Annotated in this window: 17 protein-coding genes and 1 other RNA gene; 11 read left to right on the top strand and 7 right to left on the bottom strand. The window is 30.6% G+C overall.

The features are described from left to right. Nucleotides 1–15 precede the first annotated feature (15 nt). On the top strand, nucleotides 16–2,145 hold the full coding sequence (locus tag WHD08_RS05245) for a TonB-dependent receptor plug domain-containing protein (RefSeq protein ID WP_208888959.1): 2,130 nt from the start codon (nucleotides 16–18) through the stop codon (nucleotides 2,143–2,145). A gap of 25 nt (nucleotides 2,146–2,170) precedes the next feature. Beyond that, complete coding sequence (locus tag WHD08_RS05240; RefSeq protein WP_208888961.1) at nucleotides 2,171–3,253, top strand: HmuY family protein; 1,083 nt, start codon at nucleotides 2,171–2,173, stop codon at nucleotides 3,251–3,253. Between the two features lie 74 nt (nucleotides 3,254–3,327). Here the strand turns inward: WHD08_RS05240 and WHD08_RS05235 are convergent, their stop codons facing one another. Both WHD08_RS05235 and uvrA read right to left on the bottom strand, forming a co-directional pair. Next, complete coding sequence (locus WHD08_RS05235; protein ID WP_208888962.1) at nucleotides 3,328–4,440, bottom strand: MauE/DoxX family redox-associated membrane protein; 1,113 nt, start codon at nucleotides 4,438–4,440, stop codon at nucleotides 3,328–3,330. Between the two features lie 286 nt (nucleotides 4,441–4,726). Then, on the bottom strand, nucleotides 4,727–7,519 hold the full coding sequence (uvrA, locus tag WHD08_RS05230; RefSeq protein WP_208888963.1) for an excinuclease ABC subunit UvrA: 2,793 nt from the start codon (nucleotides 7,517–7,519) through the stop codon (nucleotides 4,727–4,729). A 219-nt stretch (nucleotides 7,520–7,738) separates the two neighbouring features. Between uvrA and WHD08_RS05225 the strand changes: the two genes are divergently transcribed. Beyond that, nucleotides 7,739–8,323, top strand: coding sequence for an RNA polymerase sigma factor (locus tag WHD08_RS05225; protein ID WP_373943533.1), 585 nt, complete (start codon nucleotides 7,739–7,741; stop codon nucleotides 8,321–8,323). Nucleotides 8,324–8,627: 304 nt separating this feature from the next. Further along, nucleotides 8,628–9,254, top strand: coding sequence for an SDR family oxidoreductase (locus WHD08_RS05220; RefSeq protein WP_208888966.1), 627 nt, complete (start codon nucleotides 8,628–8,630; stop codon nucleotides 9,252–9,254). 32 nt (nucleotides 9,255–9,286) lie between these two features. Here the strand turns inward: WHD08_RS05220 and WHD08_RS05215 are convergent, their stop codons facing one another. Further along, nucleotides 9,287–9,949 (bottom strand): endonuclease III domain-containing protein, encoded by a 663-nt coding sequence (locus WHD08_RS05215; protein ID WP_208888968.1) that lies wholly within the window; start codon nucleotides 9,947–9,949, stop codon nucleotides 9,287–9,289. A 723-nt stretch (nucleotides 9,950–10,672) separates the two neighbouring features. On the opposite strand from WHD08_RS05215, the gene bcp reads away from it, so the two are divergent. After that, entirely contained in the window at nucleotides 10,673–11,125 is a 453-nt protein-coding gene (bcp, locus tag WHD08_RS05210; RefSeq protein ID WP_165730456.1) for a thioredoxin-dependent thiol peroxidase, read from the top strand. Here bcp and WHD08_RS05205 read toward each other — a convergent pair. Both WHD08_RS05205 and WHD08_RS05200 read right to left on the bottom strand, forming a co-directional pair. Next, the gene (locus tag WHD08_RS05205; protein WP_208888969.1) at nucleotides 11,122–11,748 is read right to left on the bottom strand and encodes a response regulator transcription factor; all 627 of its coding nucleotides are present in this window, start codon (nucleotides 11,746–11,748) and stop codon (nucleotides 11,122–11,124) included. The genes bcp and WHD08_RS05205 overlap by 4 nt on opposite strands. Then, entirely contained in the window at nucleotides 11,741–13,567 is a 1,827-nt protein-coding gene (locus WHD08_RS05200; RefSeq protein WP_208888970.1) for an ATP-binding protein, read from the bottom strand. Before WHD08_RS05200 ends, WHD08_RS05205 begins: the two co-directional genes overlap by 8 nt. Nucleotides 13,568–13,648: 81 nt before the next feature. Between WHD08_RS05200 and WHD08_RS05195 the strand changes: the two genes are divergently transcribed. Beyond that, the gene (locus WHD08_RS05195) at nucleotides 13,649–14,053 is read left to right on the top strand and encodes a helix-turn-helix domain-containing protein (protein ID WP_244183244.1); all 405 of its coding nucleotides are present in this window, start codon (nucleotides 13,649–13,651) and stop codon (nucleotides 14,051–14,053) included. A gap of 148 nt (nucleotides 14,054–14,201) precedes the next feature. On the opposite strand, the gene WHD08_RS05190 is transcribed toward WHD08_RS05195, so the two are convergent. Both WHD08_RS05190 and WHD08_RS05185 read right to left on the bottom strand, forming a co-directional pair. Continuing rightward, nucleotides 14,202–16,649, bottom strand: coding sequence for a TonB-dependent receptor (locus WHD08_RS05190; protein WP_208888972.1), 2,448 nt, complete (start codon nucleotides 16,647–16,649; stop codon nucleotides 14,202–14,204). Nucleotides 16,650–16,656: 7 nt separating this feature from the next. Beyond that, nucleotides 16,657–18,360 carry a M23 family metallopeptidase gene (locus WHD08_RS05185; RefSeq protein ID WP_244183245.1) on the bottom strand — a complete coding sequence of 568 codons (1,704 nt, stop codon included), beginning with the start codon at nucleotides 18,358–18,360 and terminating at the stop codon, nucleotides 16,657–16,659. Nucleotides 18,361–18,870: 510 nt separating this feature from the next. Here WHD08_RS05185 and WHD08_RS05180 point away from each other — a divergent pair. The 5 genes from WHD08_RS05180 (at nucleotide 18,871) to WHD08_RS05160 (ending at nucleotide 24,909) form a co-directional block, all read left to right on the top strand. Next, nucleotides 18,871–19,161, top strand: a complete 291-nt coding sequence (locus WHD08_RS05180) for a hypothetical protein (RefSeq protein ID WP_208888974.1) — start codon at nucleotides 18,871–18,873, stop codon at nucleotides 19,159–19,161. A 13-nt stretch (nucleotides 19,162–19,174) separates the two neighbouring features. Then, nucleotides 19,175–19,465, top strand: coding sequence for a cell division protein ZapA (locus WHD08_RS05175; protein WP_068448476.1), 291 nt, complete (start codon nucleotides 19,175–19,177; stop codon nucleotides 19,463–19,465). 56 nt (nucleotides 19,466–19,521) lie between these two features. Further along, nucleotides 19,522–19,630: non-coding RNA, 6S RNA (gene ssrS, locus WHD08_RS05170), on the top strand. Between the two features lie 47 nt (nucleotides 19,631–19,677). Then, the gene (gene rny, locus WHD08_RS05165) at nucleotides 19,678–21,246 is read left to right on the top strand and encodes a ribonuclease Y (protein WP_165730470.1); all 1,569 of its coding nucleotides are present in this window, start codon (nucleotides 19,678–19,680) and stop codon (nucleotides 21,244–21,246) included. Between the two features lie 501 nt (nucleotides 21,247–21,747). Continuing rightward, complete coding sequence (locus WHD08_RS05160) at nucleotides 21,748–24,909, top strand: SusC/RagA family TonB-linked outer membrane protein (RefSeq protein ID WP_208888975.1); 3,162 nt, start codon at nucleotides 21,748–21,750, stop codon at nucleotides 24,907–24,909. The last annotated feature ends 5 nt before the right edge of the window (nucleotides 24,910–24,914 follow it).

The raw sequence follows: 24,914 nt of genomic DNA, 5'->3' as shown, positions 1-24,914 counted from the left end.
CGAAAATTATTAAGAATGTTTCTAAATAGAGAAATTGCAATTGCATTATTACTTTTTTCTTTTTCAACTTTTGGTCAAAAGAGGGAAAAAGATTCAACTAGAATTACAAACTTAGATGAGGTTGTAATAACGGGGCAATACAATCCTCAATCTGTAAAAAAATCTGTACATAATGTAACTGTTATTAAAAGGGAGCAGATAGAAAGTCAAGCAGCAAACAATTTAGCAGATGTATTAAATTTTAATTTAAACTTAACGATTGTACCTAGTTCTCAAACAGGGAAGTCTACGATTTCTTTCTTCGGATTAGATGCTCAATATTTTAATATTTTAGTTGATAATATTCCTTTAGTAAGTGATAATGGACTTGGAAACAACATCGATTTAACACAAATTAATTTAGATGATGTTGAGCAAATAGAAATTGTTGAAGGCGCAATGGGCGTAGAGTATGGAGCAAATGCTGTCTCTGGAGTCATCAATATTATCACCAAAAAATCGATAACTAATAAGTGGAATATTAATGCGTCTTTACAAGAAGAAACGGTAAGTGATGAATATGCTTGGTTTGATGAAGGGAGACATATACAGGCATTAAATGTTGGACATAGTATAAACGAAAATTGGCTTGCCAGAGTTGGTGTAAATCGCAATCAGTTTGCAGGTTTTTACAATGAAAGGCAAGGAAAAAGTTATTATGAAAATGATGGTTTAAGAGGGTATGATTGGTTGCCAAAAGAGCAATTAAATACCAATACTTTTGTACAGTATAAGAAAGAAAAGTTTCAGTTATTTTATAAGTTCGAATACTTTAATGAGACTATAAATTATTACGACGCTGCTGTTAGAGCCAATATAGATACACAAGCACAAACGAGTAATCCGTCTGCAACGGATAAAATTTTTAGAACGCATAGATTTGTAAATAATGTAAATCTTGTAGGTAGTTTAAATTCTGGAGCTAACTACAGTGCTTCAGTTTCTTACCAGCAACAAAAGCGTTATTTAAACGAGTTTAACTATTACATTTTAAGTACAGAGAAAAGTAACGAAACGGATGAAGTATATCAATCTAGTAAAGTATTCTTTTCTAAAGGAAGTATAAATAATTTGGTTAAAAGTGATTTTTTAAACTTTCAGTTAGGATATGAAACAAGGTTTATAAATGGTTTTGATACACAAGCTTCTGGTGATGTTACACAGCTAGATAAAACCCAATCTCAGAACAATTATGCCTTTTATGGCTCGTCAGAATTAAAGTTTTCTGATGCTTTTACGTTAAGACCTGGTGTACGATATGAGTATAATTCTTTATTCAAATCTAAATTATTATCCTCTATTAGTGCACGTTATTTAATGAACAAAGGTTTTGAATTGCGTGGTAACATTGGTACTTCATACAGAACGCCAAATTTTGAAGAATTGTATTATTACTTTGTAGACTCTAATCATGATGTGAGAGGTAATGAAAATTTGAATCCAGAAAACGGGTTTTCAGCGTTTATCAACCTAAAAAAATACAGTTACATTAATGATTTTTCTTTATTAAATAGTTTTAAAGTTAGCTATTTAGATGTTGCCGATAAAATAGATTTAGCAATTGTAAACCCAACACCTCTACAATATCAATACATTAATATTGATGCTTATAAATTATGGGGAATCACTTCTGAAAACAGTATTAAAAAAGACAATTTTACATTTAATTTAGGAGCTACTTTACAAGGTGTTTCTAGAATTGCTACTAATGAAGTAAATGCAGAAAACGATTTTTTGTATTCTTTCCAATTAAATACAAGTGCCAATTATAACATCAAAAAATGGAAAACAGCACTTACCGTATTGTTTAAACACAATGGTAATCAACAAAACTATATTTCATCTGGTGTAGATGATAATGGAAATTCTGTGTTTTCTAAATCTACTACAAGCGCTTATAATTGGGTAGATGCTTCTATAAAAAAATCATTCTTTAAAAATAAAATTCAAGCCACTTTAGGCGGAAGAAACTTATTTGATGTTACCAATGTAAATGTGAGTAATGCAAGTACAGAAGGAGTAGCACATGCAACTAACGATAGTTCGTTGTTATTGGGTTACGGACGCTCTTACTACTTAAAACTATTATATAACCTTAATTTTTAAACACTAATAACCAAATATTAAAATCATGACAAACAAATTTTTAACCTTAATTTTATGTGCAGCAGTATTTTCGTTTACAAGTTGTGACTCTGAAGATGCACCAATAGCACCAATAGCTGTAGTTATAGACGGAGCAGCAGTTTCACCAGAAGTTGGTGGACCAAATGAACCAAATCAAGTATATGTAGATTTAAGTACAAATACAACTACTGTTGTAAAAAGAGACTCTTGGGATTTAGGTTTCTATTCAGGATCAGAATTTAGAGTTAGCTTAAATGGATCAATTTCTATGGCAACTGCAGCACTTTCTACTACTAATATTGATGAAGTTAAATCTTCAGATCAAGAAGTAATCGATTTACAACCATTGGTAAGAACAAATACGTATACAGATGAAAGTGCTCCTTTTGTTGATGCTCCAAATGGAAATATTCTTGAAACTGCGATTTCTGAAATTTCTGATACGGATTCTGAGAACAAAGTATATTTAGTAAATCTTGGGTATGAAGTAGATACTACTGCACCTGCAACAGGTAGTTATTCTGCTAATGGAGAAGCTAGAGGTTGGAAAAAAATTAGAATTTTGAAAGATGGTAATAATTATATCTTACAGTATGCCGATTTAGATGCTACTACACACAAAGAAATTACTATTTCTAAAAATGAAGCATATCATTTTACTTTTTTTAGTTTTAATACTGAAAATGAAGTTAGTGTAGAACCTTTAAAAAACGAATGGGATTTAAATTTTACAATTTTTACAAACTTAATTCCTACTGCAGGACCTTATGTATATCCAGATTATGTAACAAATAATACAAAATCAGATGCTAAAGTTTATAAGTTAGATACAGAAGTAGATGCATTTACTTATGATGATTTTTCTATAACCGATGTAGATGCTACTAAATTTACTACAGACCAAAGAAGTATTGGAAGTAGTTGGAGAAACGGGGGAGGACCTAGTAGTTTACCTTCATTGAAAGAGAATGTCTTTTATGTGGTAACTGATACCGATGGTAATTTATATAAATTAAAATTTTTAGCATTAACTAATGATGCAGGAGAGCGTGGATATCCTGAATTTGTATATAGTTTATTGCAATAAAATAGTCCCTCAGCAATCTTTAGATTGTTATTTTAGTTGGAAAGGCCGTTTAAACGAAAGTTTAAATGGCTTTTTTATTCCTTAATAACTTGATTATAATTTACCAATTGGGTTAAGCCTTCTTTATCTGGATCTTCTGCAAAAGAACGTAGATAGGTGTCTAAATATTCAATGGCTCTATCTTCTGGATAAAATAAAACTTTGTTTTGGTCAGAAGACCATTCTATAACGTTTATATAGGTTTTACCTTCAAAAGTTCTGTAGAAATTTTGTGCGTTTTCTGGTAGTTTTTCTTGTAGTTCCTCATCTAGATAAATAATGTAATATTTTAAATCTGCTGTAAAAAAATGGAATGATAACAGATTGTCATAAAAACCAGTTAGATTGTTTGCTAAGGGCAACATAATGGTAAAAACCAAAATGGCTAATTTTTGTGTATTGAAATATTTTATAAAAAATTCAAAAGCATTTGATGTTTTAAGCGTCCAAAATAGAATTACTACACTTATCATGTTCTGAATATTCCAAGGAACCACATTGTAACCATATCCTAAATAAAAGAGCAAAACGGTAATGGTACCGTGCATTAAAAGAATAAACACGACTCCGAATTTTCTTGTTTTATTAAAGAGCAATAATATGCCCATTAAAGCCTCTAACCAAGGCACTGCATAGGTAAAAGCTACTAAAAACCAATGAGGTAAAAAACTAAAATGTTTGTTGATAGCACCCAACCATTGAATGTAAAAAGCTTCGTTTAATTTCTGAATTCCGCTCCAAAAATAGGTAGCGAAAAAGATAAGAATTATAGCGTATAATATTTTTCTTGGGTTTGATTTTTTGTTGAAAATTTCTATTGCTAAAATGGTTAAGAAACTTTGATAAAAGTAGGGTTGTAGTCGGTTTTGGTCTACGAGCGCTAAAAAGAGATAGAGTGCAAGAATCGTCCATCCTTGCCATCTTTTATTCTGAAAAAGGTATAGAATTTGTATTGCAAAAAAGAATCCAGCTAAAATATAATCGAACGGATAGGTAGGAATTGGCAACCAATCAAACAACGGAATTACAGGGAAATTTTTAGTGGTCAACCATAATTTTGGTGCGTACACCATCATTACTAATACTGCAAGAATAGCAAGGATTCTTACCCAGTTTATTTTCTGTTTGTCTGTTAGATTTGTGATCATTTTATATTGATTTGCTAGACCTCACAGGTTTTTAAAACCTGTGAGGTCTTTATAATCTATCTATTTTATTTTCCCATCACTTGTCATTTCGAAATGAGCTTTTTCAGTGATTGAGAAATCTCATAATTTTTAACCTTAGTTTATTTTTTTCAATTAGTTTACAAACAAGTCGAGCCCTTATTGAAACCGTTCAAATATCTGTTGATATTTTAACCTTCTTTCTTTTTTAGAAAAAAGATACAGCCTTTCGACTCCGCTCAAGATAAATTCCAGCAGGAAATAGCTTCTAAAAAACCAATTTCTCCGCCAAATATTTAGCGGTATAAGACTCCTTATTTTTAGCTAATTCTTCTGGAGTTCCTTGAAAAATAAGGTTTCCACCATTTTTACCACCTTCTAAACCTAAATCTATAATGTAATCTGCACATTTAATTAATTCGATATTGTGTTCTATGACAATAATGGAATGCCCTTTGTCGATTAAAGCATTAAATGATGCCAATAATTTTTTAATATCATGAAAATGTAAACCTGTTGTAGGTTCATCAAAAATAAATAAAGCCTTGTCTTTGGTGTTTCCTTTTACCAAAAATGACGCTAATTTTATACGTTGCGCTTCTCCACCAGAAAGGGTAGAAGAAGACTGACCTAATTGCACATAACCCAAACCAACATCTTGTAAAGGTTTTAATTTACTAGCAATTTTAGGAACTAAATTTTCCGAGAAAAATGCAACAGCATCATCTATGGTTAGGTTTAAAATATCGTCAATTGATTTTCCATCGAATTTTACTTCTAAAACTTCTTTTTTAAAGCGTTTTCCATTACAAACATCGCATTCTAAATGCACATCTGCCATAAATTGCATTTCGATAGTAACTTCTCCTTCACCTTTACAAACCTCACAACGACCGCCTTCTACGTTAAAAGAAAAGTGTTTTGGTTTGTAGTTTCTAATGCCTGATAATTTTTGATTTGCAAATAGCGAACGAATATCATCATACGCTTTTATGTATGTTACCGGATTGGAACGAGATGAACGCCCAATAGGGTTTTGATCGATAAATTCTACGTGTTTTAAAGTTTCAAAATCTCCAATAACGTCTGTGTGTTGGCCAACTTTTTCTCCGTGACCAATCAGTTTTTTTTGCATGGTTGGATACAAAATATTTTTAACCAACGTGCTTTTTCCGGAACCAGAAACTCCGGTAATTACAGACAAACAATTTAATGGAAATGTAACATCTACATTTTTTAAATTGTTTTCTCTTGCGCCAATAATTTGGATTTTATTTCTAGAAGTTCTACGTTTTGTAGGAATTTCAATCTTTAATTCTTCGTTTAAATATTTTGCTGTTAAAGATTCTGATTTTAAGATTTCGTCAAAATTTCCTTCGGCAACTACATGACCTCCGTAAGTTCCTGCTTCTGGGCCAATATCTATAATATAATCAGCTTCTCGCATAATATCTTCATCGTGTTCTACCACAACAACAGTGTTTCCTAAATCTCGTAAATCTTTTAAAACACCAATCAATCTTTCTGTGTCTTTTGGATGCAAACCAATACTCGGTTCATCTAAAATATACATAGAACCCACTAAAGAACTTCCTAATGAAGTTGCCAAATTAATACGCTGACTTTCACCTCCAGAAAGTGTGTTAGAGGTTCTATTGATGGTTAAATAAGACAAGCCAACATCCGTTAAAAACAACAAACGATTATTAATTTCGGTCAACAAACGTTTCCCTATTTTTTCTTCATACTTGTCTAATTTGATGTTCTTAAAAAAGATAGCCAATTCATCTAAAGGAAGTGTTACTAAATCGGATATTGTCTTTTCATTTATTTTGACAAAATTAGTTTCGTGTCGTAAACGTTTTCCGTTACACGATGTACATTTTGTTTTTCCGCGGTAGCGAGAAAGCATTACTCTATTCTGAATTTTATAACTCTTTTCTTCTAAAACGGTAAAGAAATGATGAATTCCGTTGAATGATTTATTTCCGTTCCAAACTAATTCTTTTTGTTCTTCTGTAAGTTGAAACCAAGGTTTGTGAATAGGAATATCAAACTGATAGGCAACATCTATTAACTCTTCTTTATAATGTATATAAGAAGGCGTTTTAAACGGAAAAACACAATCTTCCATAATTGATAAACCTGTATTTGGTATAACCAAATCTTCATCAATACCAATTACGTTTCCATACCCTTCACAAGTTGGGCAAGCACCATACGGATTGTTAAAACTGAATAAATGTGTGTTCGGTTCTAGAAAGGACATTCCGTCTAAATCGAACTTATTGCTAAACTCAGCGACTTTATTATCTGCTAAATTTTCTATAAAACAAATACCTTTTCCTTCAAAAAAAGCAGTCTGAATGGAATCTGCTAATCGGTTATAAAAATCTTCATCGTCTTTTGTTACAATTCTATCTACTACTAAATATAAAGATTCGTTCTTAAAATCCGCTTGCGGAAAATCTGATATTCTATATACTTTATCATTCCATTTTAAACGCGCATACCCTTGTTGTTCTAAAACTTGTAAAACGGTTTTTAGATCTCGGTTTTCATCAATAGAAATAGGTGCTAATAGTAATAGTTTTGTTTTCTCATCAAACTCTTTTACAAAATTAACAACATCAGAAACGGTGTCTTTTTTAACTTCTTTACCAGAAATAGGAGAGAAGGTTCTACCAATTCTAGCATATAAAAGTTTAATATAATCGTAAATTTCTGTTGAGGTACCTACGGTAGAACGTGGATTTGTAGAATTTACTTTTTGCTCAATGGCAATTGCAGGTGCAATACCTTTAATATAATCTACTTTTGGTTTGTGCAATTTTCCTAAAAACTGACGCGCATAAGAAGATAAACTCTCTACATAACGTCTTTGACCTTCTGCATATAGCGTATCAAAAGCTAAAGAAGATTTTCCAGAACCAGAAAGACCTGTAATTACCACCAATTTATTTCTTGGTATCACTACATCTATATTCTTTAGGTTGTGGAGTCTAGCTCCTTTAATAATAATATTTTCTTTCGGATTTACTTTAGAAATGTCAGTCTTCATTTATGAAAAATATAAGCTATAAAAATACCGTTTTTTTAATCCATTTTAAAAGAAATGTGAATGAATTTTGCTAAAATATTTGTCGATTTAAAAAATAATATTGATATTTGGCTTTCATAAGCACCACTAAATTAGACGCATATACATAAAAAACTACTTTTAAATTATTAATTTAATAATAAAAAAAGAAGAGCAACTTGTTCTTCAACAGTAGTTATGATGCAGAAAAACTCAAATACAGATAGTACTTTAGTAAGCGATTACATTAAAGGTAATGAAGCTGCTTTAGCGGTTTTAATAAAAAGACATCAGCAAAGATTGTTTAGCTTTATTTATAGTAAAGTTCACGATAGAGATATTACAGAAGACGTTTTTCAAGACACGTTTATAAAAGTTATTAGAACTTTAAAAAAAGGAAATTATAACGAAGAAGGTAAGTTTTTACCTTGGGTTATGAGAATTGCTCATAATTTGGTGATAGATTATTTTAGAAAAACCAACAGAATGCCCTCTTTTAAAAATACAAACGAGTTTGATATTTTTTCTGTGTTAGGCGATGGAAACCTAAATGCTGAAAAACAAATTATAAAAGATCAGATACATACAGATGTTAGAGAGCTTATAAATGAATTGCCAGAAGAGCAAAAAGAGGTTTTGGTAATGCGTATGTATAAAGATATGAGTTTTAAAGAAATTAGTGAAAATACAGGTGTTAGTATCAATACTGCATTGGGTAGAATGCGTTATGCTTTAATAAATATGCGTAAGTTAATAGAGAAACATAAAATTATTTTAGTAGATTAACAATAAATGAAAAAAGGTGTCGTTAGTAGTTTATAACCAATTTGTTAAACAAACTATATGATGCAACTTTACTCAAAAAAGCCTTCTGATTTACAGATGCAACCCAAACAAGAAACAGTTCAATTTTTGATTAATTTTTCCAAATCGCTAACTTTTGTAAAAACGAAATCAAAAGACTTCATTGAATTGAATTTGAATTAAGAGAGGAAAAAGCTTCAACTAACGTTGGGGCTTTTTTTTGTATGCATCTTTTTTTATGTTATATGAGTTAATAGAGTCTTTGGCTTTTACGGAACTTGCAGTCATGGAAAATATATTAGTAGCAGGTGCCAATGGTACCACAGGAAAAAAGATAGTACACTTATTACAAAAATCACAATATTTTAATCCAATTGCTATGGTTCGTAAAGAGAGTCAGAAAAAGCAATTTGAAGATGAAAATGTAACCACTATTTTAGCAGATTTAGAAAAGGACGTTTCATTTACAACAGAGAATATTGATAAAATTATTTTCGCAGCTGGCTCTGGTGGAAAAAAAGTAGTAGCAGTCGATCAAGAAGGTGCTAAGAAGTTAATAGACGCTGGTAAACATACAAAAGTTAGAAAGTTTGTAATGTTAAGTTCTATGGGAGCAGATAACCCAGAAAGTTCAGACAAGCTTAAAGATTATTTAAAGGCAAAACAAAATGCAGATGTTTATTTAAGAGAAAGTAATATTCCTTATTCTATTGTGAGACCAGGAGCTTTAAATAATGATAAAGGAATAGGTAAAATAGAATTGAGTACCAAGTTAAATAAACCTGGAGAAATTAGTAGAGATGATGTTGCGCAAACTTTAGTACATTCTTTACATGATACTGCAGCTGTTAATACTACTTTTGAAATAATAGCAGGAGAAACGTTAATAGGTGAAGCAATACCTAGTTCATAAAACTTCTTTTTAGTATAAATAATACACCTTAATTAAGGTGTATTATTTTTTTTATGATATTCGTCTAAAACAGATTTTCTCCCAACTGTACTAGTAATAATATCTTTATCTAAATCCCAACCACGGGCAGGAGAATATTCACGTCCGTACCAAATGATTTGTAAATGTAAATCGTTCCAAATTTCTTTTGGAAACAATCGTTTTGCATCTTTTTCTGTTTGTGCAACACTTTTACCGTTACTCAAATTCCAACGATACATTAGTCTTAAAATATGAGTATCCACCGGAAAAGCAGGTATTCCAAAAGCTTGACTCAATACAACTCCAGCCGTTTTATGACCAACCGCAGGTAATTCTTCTAAACCTTCGAAAGTTTGTGGAACTTCACCATCATATTTTTCAATTAGAATTTTAGACAATCCGTAAATTCCTTTACTTTTCATTGGTGATAAACCACAAGGACGAATAATTTCCTTAATTTCTTCTACGGTCATTTTTACCATATCAAAAGGATTATCCGCTTTGGCGAATAGTAATGGCGTAATTTTATTTACACGAACGTCTGTACATTGCGCAGACAATAAAACGGCTATTAAAAGCGTGTATGGATCTTTATGATCTAAAGGAACAGGTATTTCAGGATATTTTTCTTGAAGAGTGTCAATTACAAATTGTACTTTTTCTTTTTTAGTCATTATTCGAAGTTACAAAATTTACAAGTCTGCAAGTTACAAAGTTCTAGTTGAAACCTTATTTGTTTTTTATAATTAACTTTTAGATTGAAAAAAGCACTTCGACAAGCTCAGTGAGACATTTTGAGTTTTCATTGATTTCGGTGTCAGCGTGATAATATTTTAGTTTTAAATTTACTTTTTTTGTTAACCATGCTAAATAGCAATTTATCTATTATATGTCAGTCTGAGCTTGTCGAAGACTATTTTAGATGCACTTCGACAAGCTCAGTGAGACATTTGGAGTTTTCATTGATTTTGGTGCTAGTTTGACAATGTTTTTATTATTAAGCTCTCTTTTCTGGTTAAATATATCCAATAACAATTTATCTATTATATGTCAGTCTGAGCTTGTCGAAGACTATTCTGGGTACACTTCGACAAGCTCAGTGTGACATTTTGAGTTTTAATTGATTTCGGTGTTAACTTGATAAAGTTTTAGTTTTATACTCATTTTTTTTGTTAACCATGCTAAATAACAATTTATCTATTATATGTCAGTCTGAGCCTGTCGAAGACTATTTTACATAAACTTCGACAAATTCAGTGTGACATTGGAGATTTTAATTGATTTATGGATGATTAAAATGGGATTATAAAAAACATAGTTACTTTTTATGAAGCTACCGACTTTAGACTTCAAGAATACTTTGTTACTTTGTATCTTTGTAATTAAAAACAAAAAAAATGACATCACTAAAAATAGGAGATAACGCTCCGCAGTTTGAAGCAAAAGACAACGCAGGAAATACCATTAAACTTTCTGATTACGCAGGGAAAAAATTAGTTTTATTCTTTTACCCAAAGGCAAGCACTCCGGGTTGTACTAACGAAGCTTGTGATTTACGCGACAACTATCAATCTTTTTTAGCAAAAGGATATGATGTTTTAGGTGTAAGTGCAGATTCTGAAAAAAGACAACAAAATTTTATCAATAAAAACGAATTGCCTTTTCCGCTTTTAGCAGATGAAGACAAAGCTGTAATTGAAGCTTTTAATGTTTGGGGACCAAAGAAGTTTATGGGGAAAGAATATGATGGAATTCACAGAACTACTTTTGTAATTGATGAAAAAGGAGTGATTGAAGATATTATCTTAAAAGTGAAAACAAAGGCACATGCTGCTCAGATTTTAGATTAAGCAATAATTAAGAATTTCTGAATTCCGAATTTTATGAGTTCAGGAGTACTTTTTGTATTTGTAATTTCAAATAGCTCTCTTTTATGAGATTTTAAAGAACTTTCTGTAATATGTAATATTGCAGAAAGTTCTTTTTCGTTTTTATCAGAATGCACAAATAATGCCTGTAATATTTCTAATTTTCGTTTTGTAAACGTGTAATTATCAATATTTATTTTTGATGAGGTTTTTCCTTTTTTTGTAGATTGATGAACGAAACAATTTAGAATTACATCTTTAAAATTTTGTAAGTCTTCATCCTTTCCCACAAAAACATCTACCCCTTTATGTATCGCTTTTTCTTTGATGAAATTATTATTCATGGTGGTTAATACAATGATTTTAAAATGATTGTTTCCTTTTTTTATTTTATCAATAAAATCTAAAGAACATGTTCCATTAAAATTTACATCTAAGATTAAAACATCTAAGTTTTGATAATTTGTAAATGCAATTAATTCTTTTAGTGTGATAAAAGTATTGGTGACATTTAATTCCGAATGAACATTTAAGCTATCTTTTAAAGCATCACAAAAAAAACGATTATCGTCTGCAATAACTATTCTTATTGGGGTTTTAGTCATTTGTAATGGGGATATTAATTTCGAAATTAGAACCTTTTTTATTGGTGTTTATTTGTAAAGTTCCGTTAATTTGTTTTACTCTGTTTTTTACACTTTCTAAACCGAAACCTTTCTTGGTTATTATTTTTTCATCAAAACCAATTCCATTATCAGTTACTTTTAGTGTAATTAGTTGGTTTTTATGCTGGTTTAGCGTTATTTTAATTTCTGATGCTTTAGAGTATTTTATAGCATTTGTAGTAAGCTCAGATATTATTCGATATAAGTGTACACATTTATCTTGTGACAATTCGATATTTTTAAGGTCGAAATTATAACTGATTTTGTGTTTTGTTAAATTATCTATTTTAGTACAGAATTCAATTAAACTATCAATAAAATTATCAGCATTAACTTTTGGTGCGTACAAGCTGTTTAATAAATATCTATAATCTTTATAGAAAGCATCTAAAATTTCTTCTACTTTTTCTGGTGTTTTTTCATCTTTCTGCAATAAGCGTAGTTTTAAAGCTTCTAAATATCCTCCAAAAGTATCATGAACATTATTTACTAAGTTGTTTCTTTCTGTATGTTGAAAGGCTAATGTTTTATTTTGAAAATTATATTTTAATTCATTACTCACTTTTTTGAGTTTAAAATATTTAAACTGAGTTTCTATGACCGTACCAAAAATAAATCGAGTAAAGAGTAAAATTTCTAAAACCAATGTGATATAATAAATTGTAGATCCACTAAATTTTATATACAAACTATTGTGCACACTTGGGTTTATAATTTGACCACATATTATTGCTAAAATTGGCAGTATAAAAGCGATAACTAAATAAATTGGTAGTTGTTTTGTAATGGTTAAATAGAGGTGGTTTAGTACCCAAATAAAAGCAATTACTTTTAAGATTGTCCAAACATAGAGGTATAAAACAATTAATCCGCCAAAGAAAAATTTATAGATATAGAATAGTAAAAGTGTTAACGCAATGTAGGCTCCTATTTTAAAAAGTAGTTTAGGAATTACTTGAGATTTGTTTAATTTGTAAAACTTCATATAAAAAAAACCAATACAAGCTACTCCAATTGTCTGACTAAGACTTCTAATATTATTGATAGCAAACTCACTTCCTGACCAGAAATATTGCACTCCAATTCCTTTACCGGCTAGAAATTCTATTAAAACAGTAAAAATGTATAAAGGATAAAATAAAACAGTGTACTCTTTTTTTAAAATGGCAAAAAAGACCAGTATAAATGCCATCGAAATTAGAAATGCGATAAACATTCCGAAATAAAAATATTCTGTTTCTACACGCTTTAAAAATTGATTTTCTGTTTCTAAAAAGAAAGACATTCTTGTTCTAGTATCCTTGTTTTTAACTTCCAGAAAAACATCGGTTTTTATATTATTATCTACTGGTATTTTCCAAACAGGGTGTCTATAAAAAATATTTTTATGCGGAAATTCTTTGTTATTAGATACTTTGTAAAGTGTGTCGATTTGATTACCCTTTTTTAAATAAATTTTTCCATAAGGCAAATATGGGTTTGCAATTGTAAAGTACTTGTATGCTGTTTTTGTTGAAGTTGCTGGTAATAATGAAAAGTGATTCCATAAAGTATTTTCTCCTAAATGTTTATAAATTTTAGGTTGCTCTTCTTTTTTAAAATTGCCTAATTCATAATTTTTAATAATTTCTGTAATAGAAGCAGCGTCTTTAGAAGGTTGTTTAAAAAAGGAAATTGAATGATATATTGAAGAAGATTCCTCTTGTGAAAAAGAATTTAAAGTGAGCAGTAGTAGGAGGAGGGTTAGTTTTATTTTCACAAATAGAATTTAAATACCCTACTAAAGTATGGTTTTTTTTTATGACTTCCGCTTAATTTTGTTGATGAAAAAGAAAAAAAGATGGAAGTTAAAAAATTATATGATTATAATGAATTAAAAATTATTGGTAATAAATATCAAATTAAAGATAAAGAAATACCAATAAACCTTATAGAAGATTTTCTTAGCTTTTATAATTTAAGTTTACACGATTTGTCTACGCTTAGTAAGTTTTCTGAAAATTTACAAGAAGAAAAGCGTTTTAAAAAATTGAATAAATCTAAGTTTAATTCATTAACAAACAAAGAACTTCAAATTTTTAAATTGGTTGTTCATGGAAATACAACTAATAAAATTGCAACACAACTTTTTATAGAGCCTACTACGGTTAGTACGCATAGAAAAAATATAAAACAAAAATTAGAATTAGAATCTATTTTTGATTTGTATCAGTATGCAAAAGCGTTTCATGTTTTTGCTTATTAAAGTAGCATTTTATCGAAATATAAAAATACAACGAATATTATAGAAGCCCCTAAAAGGGAAGTCTTAGAAGTATAGTGAAAAAGTGAAAGTAATTTTGTTTGAATTTGAATGAGCGAGTTGATGTATGTCAGCCCGCTTTTTTTATGAATTAAAACTTCATACCTACTTTTAAGTTTAAAACTCTACCCGTCATATAATTCGGAATTCCGAATTGTGTTTTAGAATATACATCTCTTACCCAAGTGTTGGTAATTGAGTTTTGAATATCAAACATATTAAAAAGCTCTAAACCTGCGGATAATTCTTTAAACTTAGACAACCAACCCGTTTCGTATTGTTTATTAGCATCCACAAAAATATAAGAAACTCCTAAATCTGCACGTTTATAATCTCTTAAGCGACTTTGGTAGTCATACACATCAGCATAGGAAGGAGAGCCGCCAGGAACACCTGTATTGTACACCAGGTTTAAATATGCTTTTAAGTTTGGTAAATTAGGAACATAATCTTGAAAAAGAATTCCGAATTTTATTCGTTGGTCAGAAGGTCTTGGAATATAACCTTGGTTATCAATATTTTCTTCAGTTTTTAAATAGCCTAAGCTTACCCAACTTTCGCTACCAGGAACAAACTCACCATTTAAGCGGACATCCAATCCGGTTGCATACGCTTTTGTAACATTGTCTGCTCTATAACGAATTCTAACATTGTCTATAGAGTAGGCGTTTACATCAGATAAATCTTTGTAATACAGTTCTGTGGTTAGTTTAAATGGTCTATCCCACATATCAAAACTATAATCCATTCCTGTCACTAAATGGATTGATTTTTGAGCTTTTACATCTACATTAATATCACCATTAAAATCTCTTAATTCTCTGTAAGAAGGTGGTTGAGAATACCATCCACCAGAAACACGAAACAGCATATCCTTGTCCCAATTCGGTTTTATTGCAAACTGACCTCTTGGACTAATAATTGTCTGGTTTTTAGACTCGATTCCGTTTCCTGTAACAGACCAACTTTGAGTTCTAATACCTAAATTATAAAAAACTTCATGCTCACTCCAAAAAGAACGTTGGTTAAATTGTACAAAGGCAGAGAGTCTATTAATGGCAACATTATTATCTTTTCTGATGTTTTGATAAGGAGTGATTTCACCTTCAAAAGGTTCGTACGGTTGATTGTTAGAAGTATGATACGGAGGCCTTATGGAAAAACCTAAAGAATCGATCATTTCCCATTCTCTAATACGATCTCTAATGTCTTCTTTTTGATATTTTGCTCCAAAATTCCATTGTATATCATCTTTCTTTATCGTTCCTTTTATTTGAATATTGGTAATTACGGCATCTAAATCGTTACGAGCATGGTTTAATTGAGATCCAATTCCTTGAGAGAAATCTACTTCACCAAAATTTTCTGATCCAATATTAGCGTCAACTTCACCTAAATTATAGGCTGCAGCAATATCAAAATGCTCTTCTTCTTGTGTGTTGTATCTAGATACTGTCGTTGTTAATGTAAAGTTGTCATTCACCTTATAATCCGCAGAAAAAGCACCAAACACCGTTAAATATTTGTCTTCCTCTTGACCAGAATAAAAAACAATTAACTCTAACGGATCTGCAACGGTACCAAAACGTGTTCTTCTAGAAATTGGTTGATAATTATAATCGTTTAGAGAAAAATTCCCTAAAAAATTTAATGTAAATTTTTCTGAAAACTCATAAGATAAATAGGTTTGTACGTCTGTAAATTGTGGTCTAAAATTAGTTTCAATTTGTTTACTATTTACAAATAAGCTATTATCTCTATATCTAACACCCGTAATGGTGCTTAATTTATTATTTAAAAAACGGCCCTCAAATGTAACACCTGCTCCTAATAAACTAGCGTCTATTGTGGTGGCAGTTTCTGTAGGTTTTTTGTAGGTAATATCTAAAACAGATGATAACTTATCTCCGTATTTTGCTTGAAATCCTCCTGCAGAAAAATTAATATTCTGCACCATATTCGAGTTGATAAAACTTAAGCCTTCTTGTTGGCCAGATCTAATTAAAAAAGGTCTGTAAATTTCAATTCCGTTTACATAGACTAAATTTTCATCAAAATTCCCACCTCTTACATTGTACTGCGTACTTAGTTCGTTGTTATTACTAACACCGGGTAAAGTCATTAATACGTTTTCTACACCCGCATTAGGTCCAATTACATTTTTAACAACTGCAACATCAATCTTCTTTATACCTTGGGCATTTCTTACGTTGTCTTTAATTATAATTTCTTTTAATTCTTCTGTTTTTGAAGAAAGAACAACAGAATAACGGACACCATTTCTGCTGTTTCCAATATATTTTTTAGTAAAAGTTCTATAGGATAAATGGCTAAAAACTAAGGTGATTTCTTCTTTAAATGGAATTCGAATAGAATAGTTTCCGTTTTTATCTGTGGTGGTACCAACGTTGTTATACTTTATAGAAACTTGTTCAATAGGTTGTTTGTTTTTATCATTAACCGTTCCTTTAAGGATGGTGGTTTTTTGAGCAAAAGCAAAAACAGGTAGAAAGTATAAAAAGAGTAAGATTTTTTTCACGTAGGTTTTAGTTTACTTGTTTTTTAAAGAACGTTGTAGAAAGGGTATTCGTATTCCCAACATTGTCCGAGACTACAATTTTAAAGATATGTTTGCTACCAACCAATTTTTTATCACTAAAGTTATAGGTTAATATTCTTTTTTTATGATTGTATTCCATTAAAATCCATTCTCCATCTAAGGTAGCTCTAAAGTTTTTAATTCCAGAACCAACATCAGAAATCTTTACTTTAATAGTTTCTCTTTTAGAAATCCAATCGTTATTTTTAAAATACAATACGCTAGCTTTAGGTTTATGAGTGTCTGAAACTAAAGCGTATTTGCCCAACGTTTTTGTGGTAGTATAAAAGGTACTGTCTTTTTTACGAGTGCTTAGGTAATACGGGTATTTTGAGTTTTCTACATTCGCTATATAAAGTTGTTTTTTTTCAGCTTCAGAATATTTAGAAACATTAAAAGTTAATGTAAAACTTTTATCTAAAGGAATACTAGGAGTATGAATTTTAGCAACGCCTTTATCAACCTTAAAATCTAAATAGACATCTTCATAAAAAGTGTTCTTAGGGAAAGCAACTGTTACATTTTCTTCTTTAAACTTCTGAAAGTTTTTAGCAACTATTTTATAGGCAGTGGTGTCTTTTGGTTGTGTAAAAATGGTGTTGTTTTTTACACCACTAACGGGTATTTTTAAGGTACTTGTGTTTCCTTTATAGTCTTTTGCAATAATTTCTATATTGTAATTCAATCCATTTTCAATATTTAATATACCATTATCAATTAACCCCTTATATGTAGATAGTTTATTAGCTTCTTCTTTATAAGTTTTCTGATATTTTTTCTTGTACTTTTTATAGTGCGGATAATCTATATGTAAGTTGATGAATTTACTTTCTGCAAAAGAAAATGTTTCTACATCATGATGATAAAAACGTTTTCCATTTACAAGCATTTCTAAACTAAAAATTCCGTTTTTATTGGATGCTTTGTCTAACTGGTCAAAAACATTTACACTAAAACCAATATGTCCAGAAGCAGCAATTTTATCCACTTTATATTTTCCTTTTTCTATACTTTTTAGAGATATAACCGTACTTCTATTTTTATTGTTAATTCGAGCATTCTGGTCTAATGGATACACTTTTAATGCTAAAAAAGTAGGTGGATTTGTATCAATAGGTTTCAACCCAAAAAACAAAGGATTGATGATGTTTTCTGTGCTTGTATCTCTTATTTCGAAGTGTAGATGAGGTCCACCAGAACTACCAGTATCACCAGAAAAAGCAATGATTTCTCCTTTTTTTATAGGAAATTGATCTTGTTTTAAAAATAAATTACCGGTTTCATAATTTTCCTTTTTGTATTGTATCGCTTTTACATATTCTTGTATTTTATCAGCATATTTACTGATGTGGGCATACACAGTTGTAAAACCGTTTGGGTGCGTAATATAAATTGCTTTTCCAAAACCATATTGGGCAACTTTTATTCTAGAAATATAACCTTCTGCAGCTGCATATATTTTTAAGCCTTCTCTTCCTTGGGTTTTTATATCTACTCCAGAATGAAAGTGATTACTTCTTAATTCACCAAAAGTACCTGATAAAATAGTAGGAATGCCTAAGGGATTTCTAAAATAGTCTTTGGGATACTTTTCTTGGGAATAACTAAAAAAAGTGCATAAAAATGTAAATAGCAATAGAGTTTGTCTCAAAATGAAAATGTTTTCTGCAAAAATAGGGAAAATCATTTTTGGGTTAAAGAGTTCGTCTCTAGTTTTTAATAAAATACGTTATTTGTGATAGTTAAAAGACGTAAGACTGTTATGCAAAAAGAGACAAGAAACAAGACGCTCTAAATTTAATGTTATAGGTATTGTTATATTTTAAAAGATTGTTTAAATAAAATATTGAGATAAAAGAGAGCGATTTTTATTCTAATTTACATTTGTTTGTTAGCGTGTTAGAGACAGGTTTTTGTTTTTGATTCTAAAAGAGAAGTGGGCATAAATCTTTTATCATACAAAAATGTTTTTTATTTATAATTCAACTTTCTAAATGTAACTTTCATGTAATAATTTATGTCTAAACAATTTGAATTTCATAAAGTTAACTGAAGCATTTTAGGCTTTTAGTAGATGTTAGATAAAATAAGCAACAAAATGTTGTAAAGTTTAAAACAGAATGTTAACTTTGTAGCTATAGTTTTATTCTTAATAATATAGATGGGTAATACAATTGAAGCAATTCATTTACTGGAAGATAAGTTAGAAAGCTTATTGTCAAATTATGAATTTTTGAAGAATGAAAATGAAATTCTGCTTCAGAATACCAGTAAATTACAACATCAATTAAAAGAAAGAGAGCAATTATTAGCAGCACAGAAAAAAGAGTATGAATTGCTTAAGGTTGCCAAAACTATAGACGGCAGTGGAACAAATACAAGAGATACAAAACTCAAAATAAATACTTTAATTCGAGAAATCGACAAGTGTATCATACAGTTACACAAATAAAGTTCATTAAATTGTGGGAAAACTTAAAATTAATATTGTTATAGCAGGTAGAACTTACCCTTTAAGTGTGAACAACACTAAAGAGGAAGAAGGCATGAGAAAAGCCGCAACTGCTATTAATAAATTAATTTCTATGTATGAAGAAAATTACGCAGTAAGCGATAAACAAGATGTTTTAGCGATGTGTGCGTTACAGTTTGCTTCTAAAGCAGAAATAACTTCATTAGAAAAGGATTCTACAGATAGAGAAGTAGTAGATAAAATAAAAGAGTTGACTAATTTGGTTGATTCTCATTTAAAATAAGTTCTTTAAAATATACATTAACAACACACTGCCTACGTTAGTACATTGTTTATTAAACTCAACACGATTCAATTATGAAGGATGAGTCTTAACTACTAAAGCAAGCCATCTAGAATGGATCCTTGAACAGTTAGTTAGTCCTATAAGTAACCATATTTGGAGTTTAAAAAACCTCACTAATGTAGGCTTTTTTTATATATTAAATTTAAATTATGGATGGAATGATACTTCCCATTATTGTGGGAGTTTTGATAGGAATTGCAGGTGGATTTTTGATCGCTAAAGCGATGGAAAAAGCAAAAGGAAAAAAAATACTTAGTGGCACTAGAAAAGAGGCCGCAACAATCTTAAAAGAAGCTAAGATAGATGCCGATTCTGTAAAAAAAGAAAAGATACTACAGGCAAAGGAAAAGTTTATTGAATTAAAGGCTGAGCATGAAAAAGTAATTCTTACTAGAGAGAAAAAGATTTCTGATGTAGAGAAACGTATTAGAGATAGAGAATCTCAAGTAGCCTCTGAAGTAGATAAAAATAAAAGATTAAATAAATCTTTAGAACACAAAGAAGGAGAGTTTAATAAAAAATTAGACTTTTTAGAAAATAAAGAATCAGAATTAGAAAAAATGCACAAGCGTCATGTAGATATGCTAGAGCAAATTTCTGGTTTATCGGCAGAAGATGCTAAAAAGGAATTGATTACTTCTTTAAAAGATGAAGCAAAAACAGAAGCAATGGCTTTTGTACAAACTTCTATTGAAGAGGCGAAATTAACTGCAGAACAAGAAGCTAGAAAAGTAGTTTTAGGAACCATACAAAGGGTAGGTGTAGAGCAAGCAGTAGAAAACTGTGTGTCTGTATTTAACTTAGAGTCTGATGATGTTAAAGGTAGAATTATTGGTAGAGAAGGACGTAATATTAGAGCTTTAGAAGCTGCTACAGGTGTAGAAATTATTGTTGATGATACTCCGGAAGCAATTATTCTTTCTTGTTTTGATCCTGTTCGTAGAGAGATTGCAAGATTGTCTATGCACAAGTTGGTAACCGATGGTAGAATTCACCCTGCAAGAATTGAAGAGGTTGTTAAAAAGACGGAGAATCAAATTACCCAAGAAATTATTGAAGTTGGTAAAAGAACTGTAATAGAATTAGGTATTCACGGATTGCATCCAGAATTGATTAAAACAGTAGGTAGAATGAAATATCGTTCTTCTTATGGTCAGAATTTATTACAACACTCGCGTGAAGTAGCAAATCTTTGTGGTATTATGGCTTCGGAAATGGGCTTAAATGCAAAAGTTGCAAAACGTGCAGGTTTATTACATGATATTGGTAAAGTGCCAGATACAGAAAGCGAACTTCCACACGCATTGTTAGGTATGGAATGGGCTGAAAAGTATGGAGAAAAACCAGATGTTTGTAATGCAATTGGTGCTCACCACGATGAAATTGAAATGAAAACGTTAATAGCGCCAATCGTACAAGTTTGTGATGCTATTTCAGGAGCAAGACCAGGAGCAAGACGTCAGGTTTTAGATTCTTACATTCAGCGTTTAAAAGATTTAGAAAATATTGCATTTGGTTTTCCAGGTGTTCAAAAAGCATATGCTATTCAAGCAGGACGTGAATTACGTGTAATGGTAGAAAGTGGTAAAGTAAATGATACTAAAGCTGCTGAATTATCTTTTAGTATTTCTCAGAAAATACAAAATGATATGACATACCCAGGTCAAGTAAAAGTAACTGTTATTAGAGAAACAAGAGCGGTGAATGTGGCTAAGTAAAAGAAGCCCATCCTATTCTTCCTGAAAGGAAGAGACACTGTTGTGTTCTCAAAATATTTTTAAAAATCCCTACCATGTTTATGGTGGGGATTTTTCATTTATACAGTTTTTTAATATTGTGGTTCTAGGTATTTGCCTTCTTTGTTGTAAGATTAGCGAAAGCTTTTTTATAGGGTAAATATTTGTAGTATTTACTAAGATAAAAACCCAATGAAAATAAGTGAATATTTTCTTAAACTAGGGTTTTAAATGCTTTATAACAAAGGTGTTGTAGAATCTGATAAATTAAAAATTAATTAGCCTTTAGTGTATTCTTAAGGTTTTTTTTATCTCGATGTTTCTTAAATTAATGTTAATATAAGCTCAATAAACCAACTCTAGGTAACATAATCTTATCCTGTTTTTTTGTTTTGGTTGCAATATACTAACGTTCATTTTAGGTTGATTTAACTTAATATTTTTTGCTTTGTAGCTAGAGTATTAAACTAAACTAACTACAAAATGAAACACAAATTTTTAAGTAAATTTTTAATTTTAATGTCACTTTTTCTTGGGACAGCTGCTTTTTCTCAGCAAGTCTTAACAGGGAAAATAATAGATGAAACAGGTGCTTTGTTACCAGAAGCAAGTGTTCATATAGTTAATGGTAATAAATGGACTACATCCGACTTTGATGGGAATTTTAAAATAGAGTTTAAAGATGCAACAAGTATTATAAGAGTTGAATTTCTAGGGTACCAAAGTCAAGATATTGTTATTGGAAATAGAAACAATATTACTATTACAATGTTACCAGAAGTTAATGCACTAAGCGAAGTTATTGTAACGGCTTTAGGTATTAAAAGAGAACAGAAAAAAGTCGGTTACGCAACTCAACGAGTAGATGCTTCTACTATTAAAGAAGTTGTTGCGCCAAATGCTGCAGGTTTAATTACTGGTAAAGTTGCAGGTTTAACGGTTAGTAATCCAACAGGGTTATTTCAATCACCTTCATTTACGTTAAGAGGGAAATCACCTTTAATTGTAGTAGACGGAATTCCTGTAAGTACAGATTTTTATGATATTTCTCCGGATGATATTGTTGATATTACGGTTTTAAAAGGAACTTCTGCTTCTGCTTTATACGGATATAGAGGAGGAAATGGAGCGATACAAATTACAACTTCTAAAGGTCAGAAATCTGACGGATTAGAAATTACAGTTTCTCATAATACCATGGTAAGTGCTGGTTTTACGGTTTTTCCAGAAACACAAACAGAATACGGAAATGGTTCTAACGGACAATATGAATTTTGGGACGGACAAGATGGTGGTATTTCTGATGGAGATATGATTTGGGGACCAAAATTTGAGCCTGGAGTAAAAATAGCACAATGGAATAGTCCTATTAAAGACAATATTTCTGGTGATGTTACTCCTTGGTGGGGAGATGTAAGCGGAACAAAATATGATGATAAGTCTCGTTATTCTAGAGTGCCTATTGATTGGGAATATCATAATAATTTAAAAGACTTTCTAAGAACAGGAGTTATCAATACTACTTCTTTTTCTGTAGTAAATTCTTCTAAAAATGGTTCTTATAGATTATCTGGTAACTACAAATCGCATACAGGTAGAGTGCCAAATACCAATTTAAAAACAGGTGGATTAACTTTTAATTCAACAACAAAATTATCAGAGAAGTTAACGTTGGATAGCAAGTTGGCGTATAACAAAGTATTCTCGCCGAATTATCCTAGACATGGTTACGGACCAAAAAATCATATGTACACTATCTTAATTTGGATGGGAGATGATGTAAATGGTCAAGAATTGAATGAGCACAGATATATTCCTGGTCAGGAAGGATATAGACAAGCAAACTTTAATTATGCTTGGTATAACAACGTGTATTTTGCTGCTAATGAATTAAATCAGCGATATGATTCTAATGTTTTAAATGGACAGTTGAAATTAAATTATCAAATTTCTGATGATTTTAGTGTTCAGGCAATGGGGTCTGCTGTGATGAAAGATCGGTTTGAAAACAGAGAAAGTCCGAAGTCTTATTTGAATTACGGAGACCCAAGAGATGGAGATTACAAAACATGGAATACCAATTCTGTGGATGTAGATTATAATGTATTAGCTACCTATAATAAAGAAATTACAGATAAATTTTCTTTAGGTGTTAACGCAGGAGCTTCATCAGAATATCATAAATACCAACAAGAATACAATGCTACAGATGGTATTATTGTTCCTGAATTGTATAGTTTAAATAATACAAAAGGAAACGTGATTGCGAGTACAGATTTTTCTGAAAGATCTGTAAACAGTTTATACGGAATGTTAGAATTGGATTTTGATAATAAGTTATTCTTAACATTTACTGGTAGAACAGATAAGCATTCTACATTGCCAACGGATAATAACTCTTTATTTTACCCTTCAGTTTCATTAAGTACCATTGTTTCAGAATGGATTGAATTACCAGAATCTATCAACTATTTAAAAGCTTTTGGTTCTTGGGCGCAAGTAAAAAGATCTTTAAGTGCGTATCAAATAAATTCTTATTATGACAATGCAGGTACTTTTGATGGAAGTCCAGAATTATCGTATTCAGGTAGTTTGGTAAATCCAGATATAGAAGGTTCTTTAACTACCAATGTAGAATTAGGTTTAAGTGCAGGTTTTTTAAAGAATAGAATTGGATTAGACTTTGCATATTATAACGCTATAGATGAAAATTCAATTATCGATTTACCAATTTCTTTAGGATCTGGTTTTTCATCAAGAAAAGAAAATGCACACCAATTTACTACCAATGGTTTTGAGGTTTCTGTGAGAGCAACACCAATTAAGAATGCGGATTTTAGATGGGATGTTTTAGCAAACTGGTCTAAAAAAGTACAACGTTTAACAAGATTAGATGAAGGAGCTGAGCAATACAATAGCTTACGATTAAATGATAGAACTGATGCATATTATGCAACCGTTTGGGAAAAATCTGCAGATGGAGAATTAATTTTAGATGCCAATACTGGGATGCCAACCAAAAATCCATATGAACAAAATATAGGAAATAAGAACCCTGATTTTAGATTTGGTTTAGAAAATACATTCAAGTACAAAGGCTTTTCATTAAAAGTTGGTATTGATGGCGTTTGGGGAGGTTTAATGAGATCTTTAACGGTAGAAAAAATGTGGTGGGGTGGTAAACATCCAAATTCTACAGAATTTAGAGATGCAGAATATGCAAACGGAATTGGAACCGTATATGTGCCAACTGGTGTAAATGTAACTAGTGGTTCTGTGCAAAGAGATTTAAACGGAACAGTAACTTCAGATACAAGAACGTATGCAACACATTCATCACCAGTAAGCTGGCAAGCTTGGTCTCAAAACTACCCATATAGAGCACAAGTTACGGAAGAAGAAAGTGAAACTTTTGCAAATGTATTCGACAGATCTTTCCTTAAATTAAGAACGGTAGCTTTAAGTTACGATTTAACAAATGTTTTAAAAGTTAAAGGAATCAAACAAATTAATGCAAGTATAAACGGTTACAACTTATTCATCTTAAAAAAAGCAGATATCATTGACCCTGATTACGGAAATGATGATAATTTACAAGATCCTTCTACAAGATACTTAGGTTTAGGTTTAACTTTTAAATTTTAATAAAA

Origin of the sequence: Polaribacter sejongensis (assembly GCF_038024065.1) — a bacterium.
Taxonomy (GTDB): domain Bacteria; phylum Bacteroidota; class Bacteroidia; order Flavobacteriales; family Flavobacteriaceae; genus Polaribacter; species Polaribacter sejongensis.
The sequence above is the reverse complement of the archived record's forward strand: the minus strand, read 5'-3'. Positions and strand labels throughout refer to the sequence as shown.

Coding starts and splice junctions, on each gene's coding strand:
- WHD08_RS05245 (WP_208888959.1), top strand. CDS start 16: ATGTTTCTAAATAGAGAAATTGCAATTGCATTATTACTTTTTTCTTTT.
- WHD08_RS05240 (WP_208888961.1), top strand. CDS start 2,171: ATGACAAACAAATTTTTAACCTTAATTTTATGTGCAGCAGTATTTTCG.
- WHD08_RS05235 (WP_208888962.1), bottom strand. CDS start 4,440: ATGATCACAAATCTAACAGACAAACAGAAAATAAACTGGGTAAGAATC.
- uvrA (WP_208888963.1), bottom strand. CDS start 7,519: ATGAAGACTGACATTTCTAAAGTAAATCCGAAAGAAAATATTATTATT.
- WHD08_RS05225 (WP_373943533.1), top strand. CDS start 7,739: ATGCAGAAAAACTCAAATACAGATAGTACTTTAGTAAGCGATTACATT.
- WHD08_RS05220 (WP_208888966.1), top strand. CDS start 8,628: ATGGAAAATATATTAGTAGCAGGTGCCAATGGTACCACAGGAAAAAAG.
- WHD08_RS05215 (WP_208888968.1), bottom strand. CDS start 9,949: ATGACTAAAAAAGAAAAAGTACAATTTGTAATTGACACTCTTCAAGAA.
- bcp (WP_165730456.1), top strand. CDS start 10,673: ATGACATCACTAAAAATAGGAGATAACGCTCCGCAGTTTGAAGCAAAA.
- WHD08_RS05205 (WP_208888969.1), bottom strand. CDS start 11,748: ATGACTAAAACCCCAATAAGAATAGTTATTGCAGACGATAATCGTTTT.
- WHD08_RS05195 (WP_244183244.1), top strand. CDS start 13,649: ATGGAAGTTAAAAAATTATATGATTATAATGAATTAAAAATTATTGGT.
- WHD08_RS05180 (WP_208888974.1), top strand. CDS start 18,871: ATGGGTAATACAATTGAAGCAATTCATTTACTGGAAGATAAGTTAGAA.
- rny (WP_165730470.1), top strand. CDS start 19,678: ATGGATGGAATGATACTTCCCATTATTGTGGGAGTTTTGATAGGAATT.
- WHD08_RS05160 (WP_208888975.1), top strand. CDS start 21,748: ATGAAACACAAATTTTTAAGTAAATTTTTAATTTTAATGTCACTTTTT.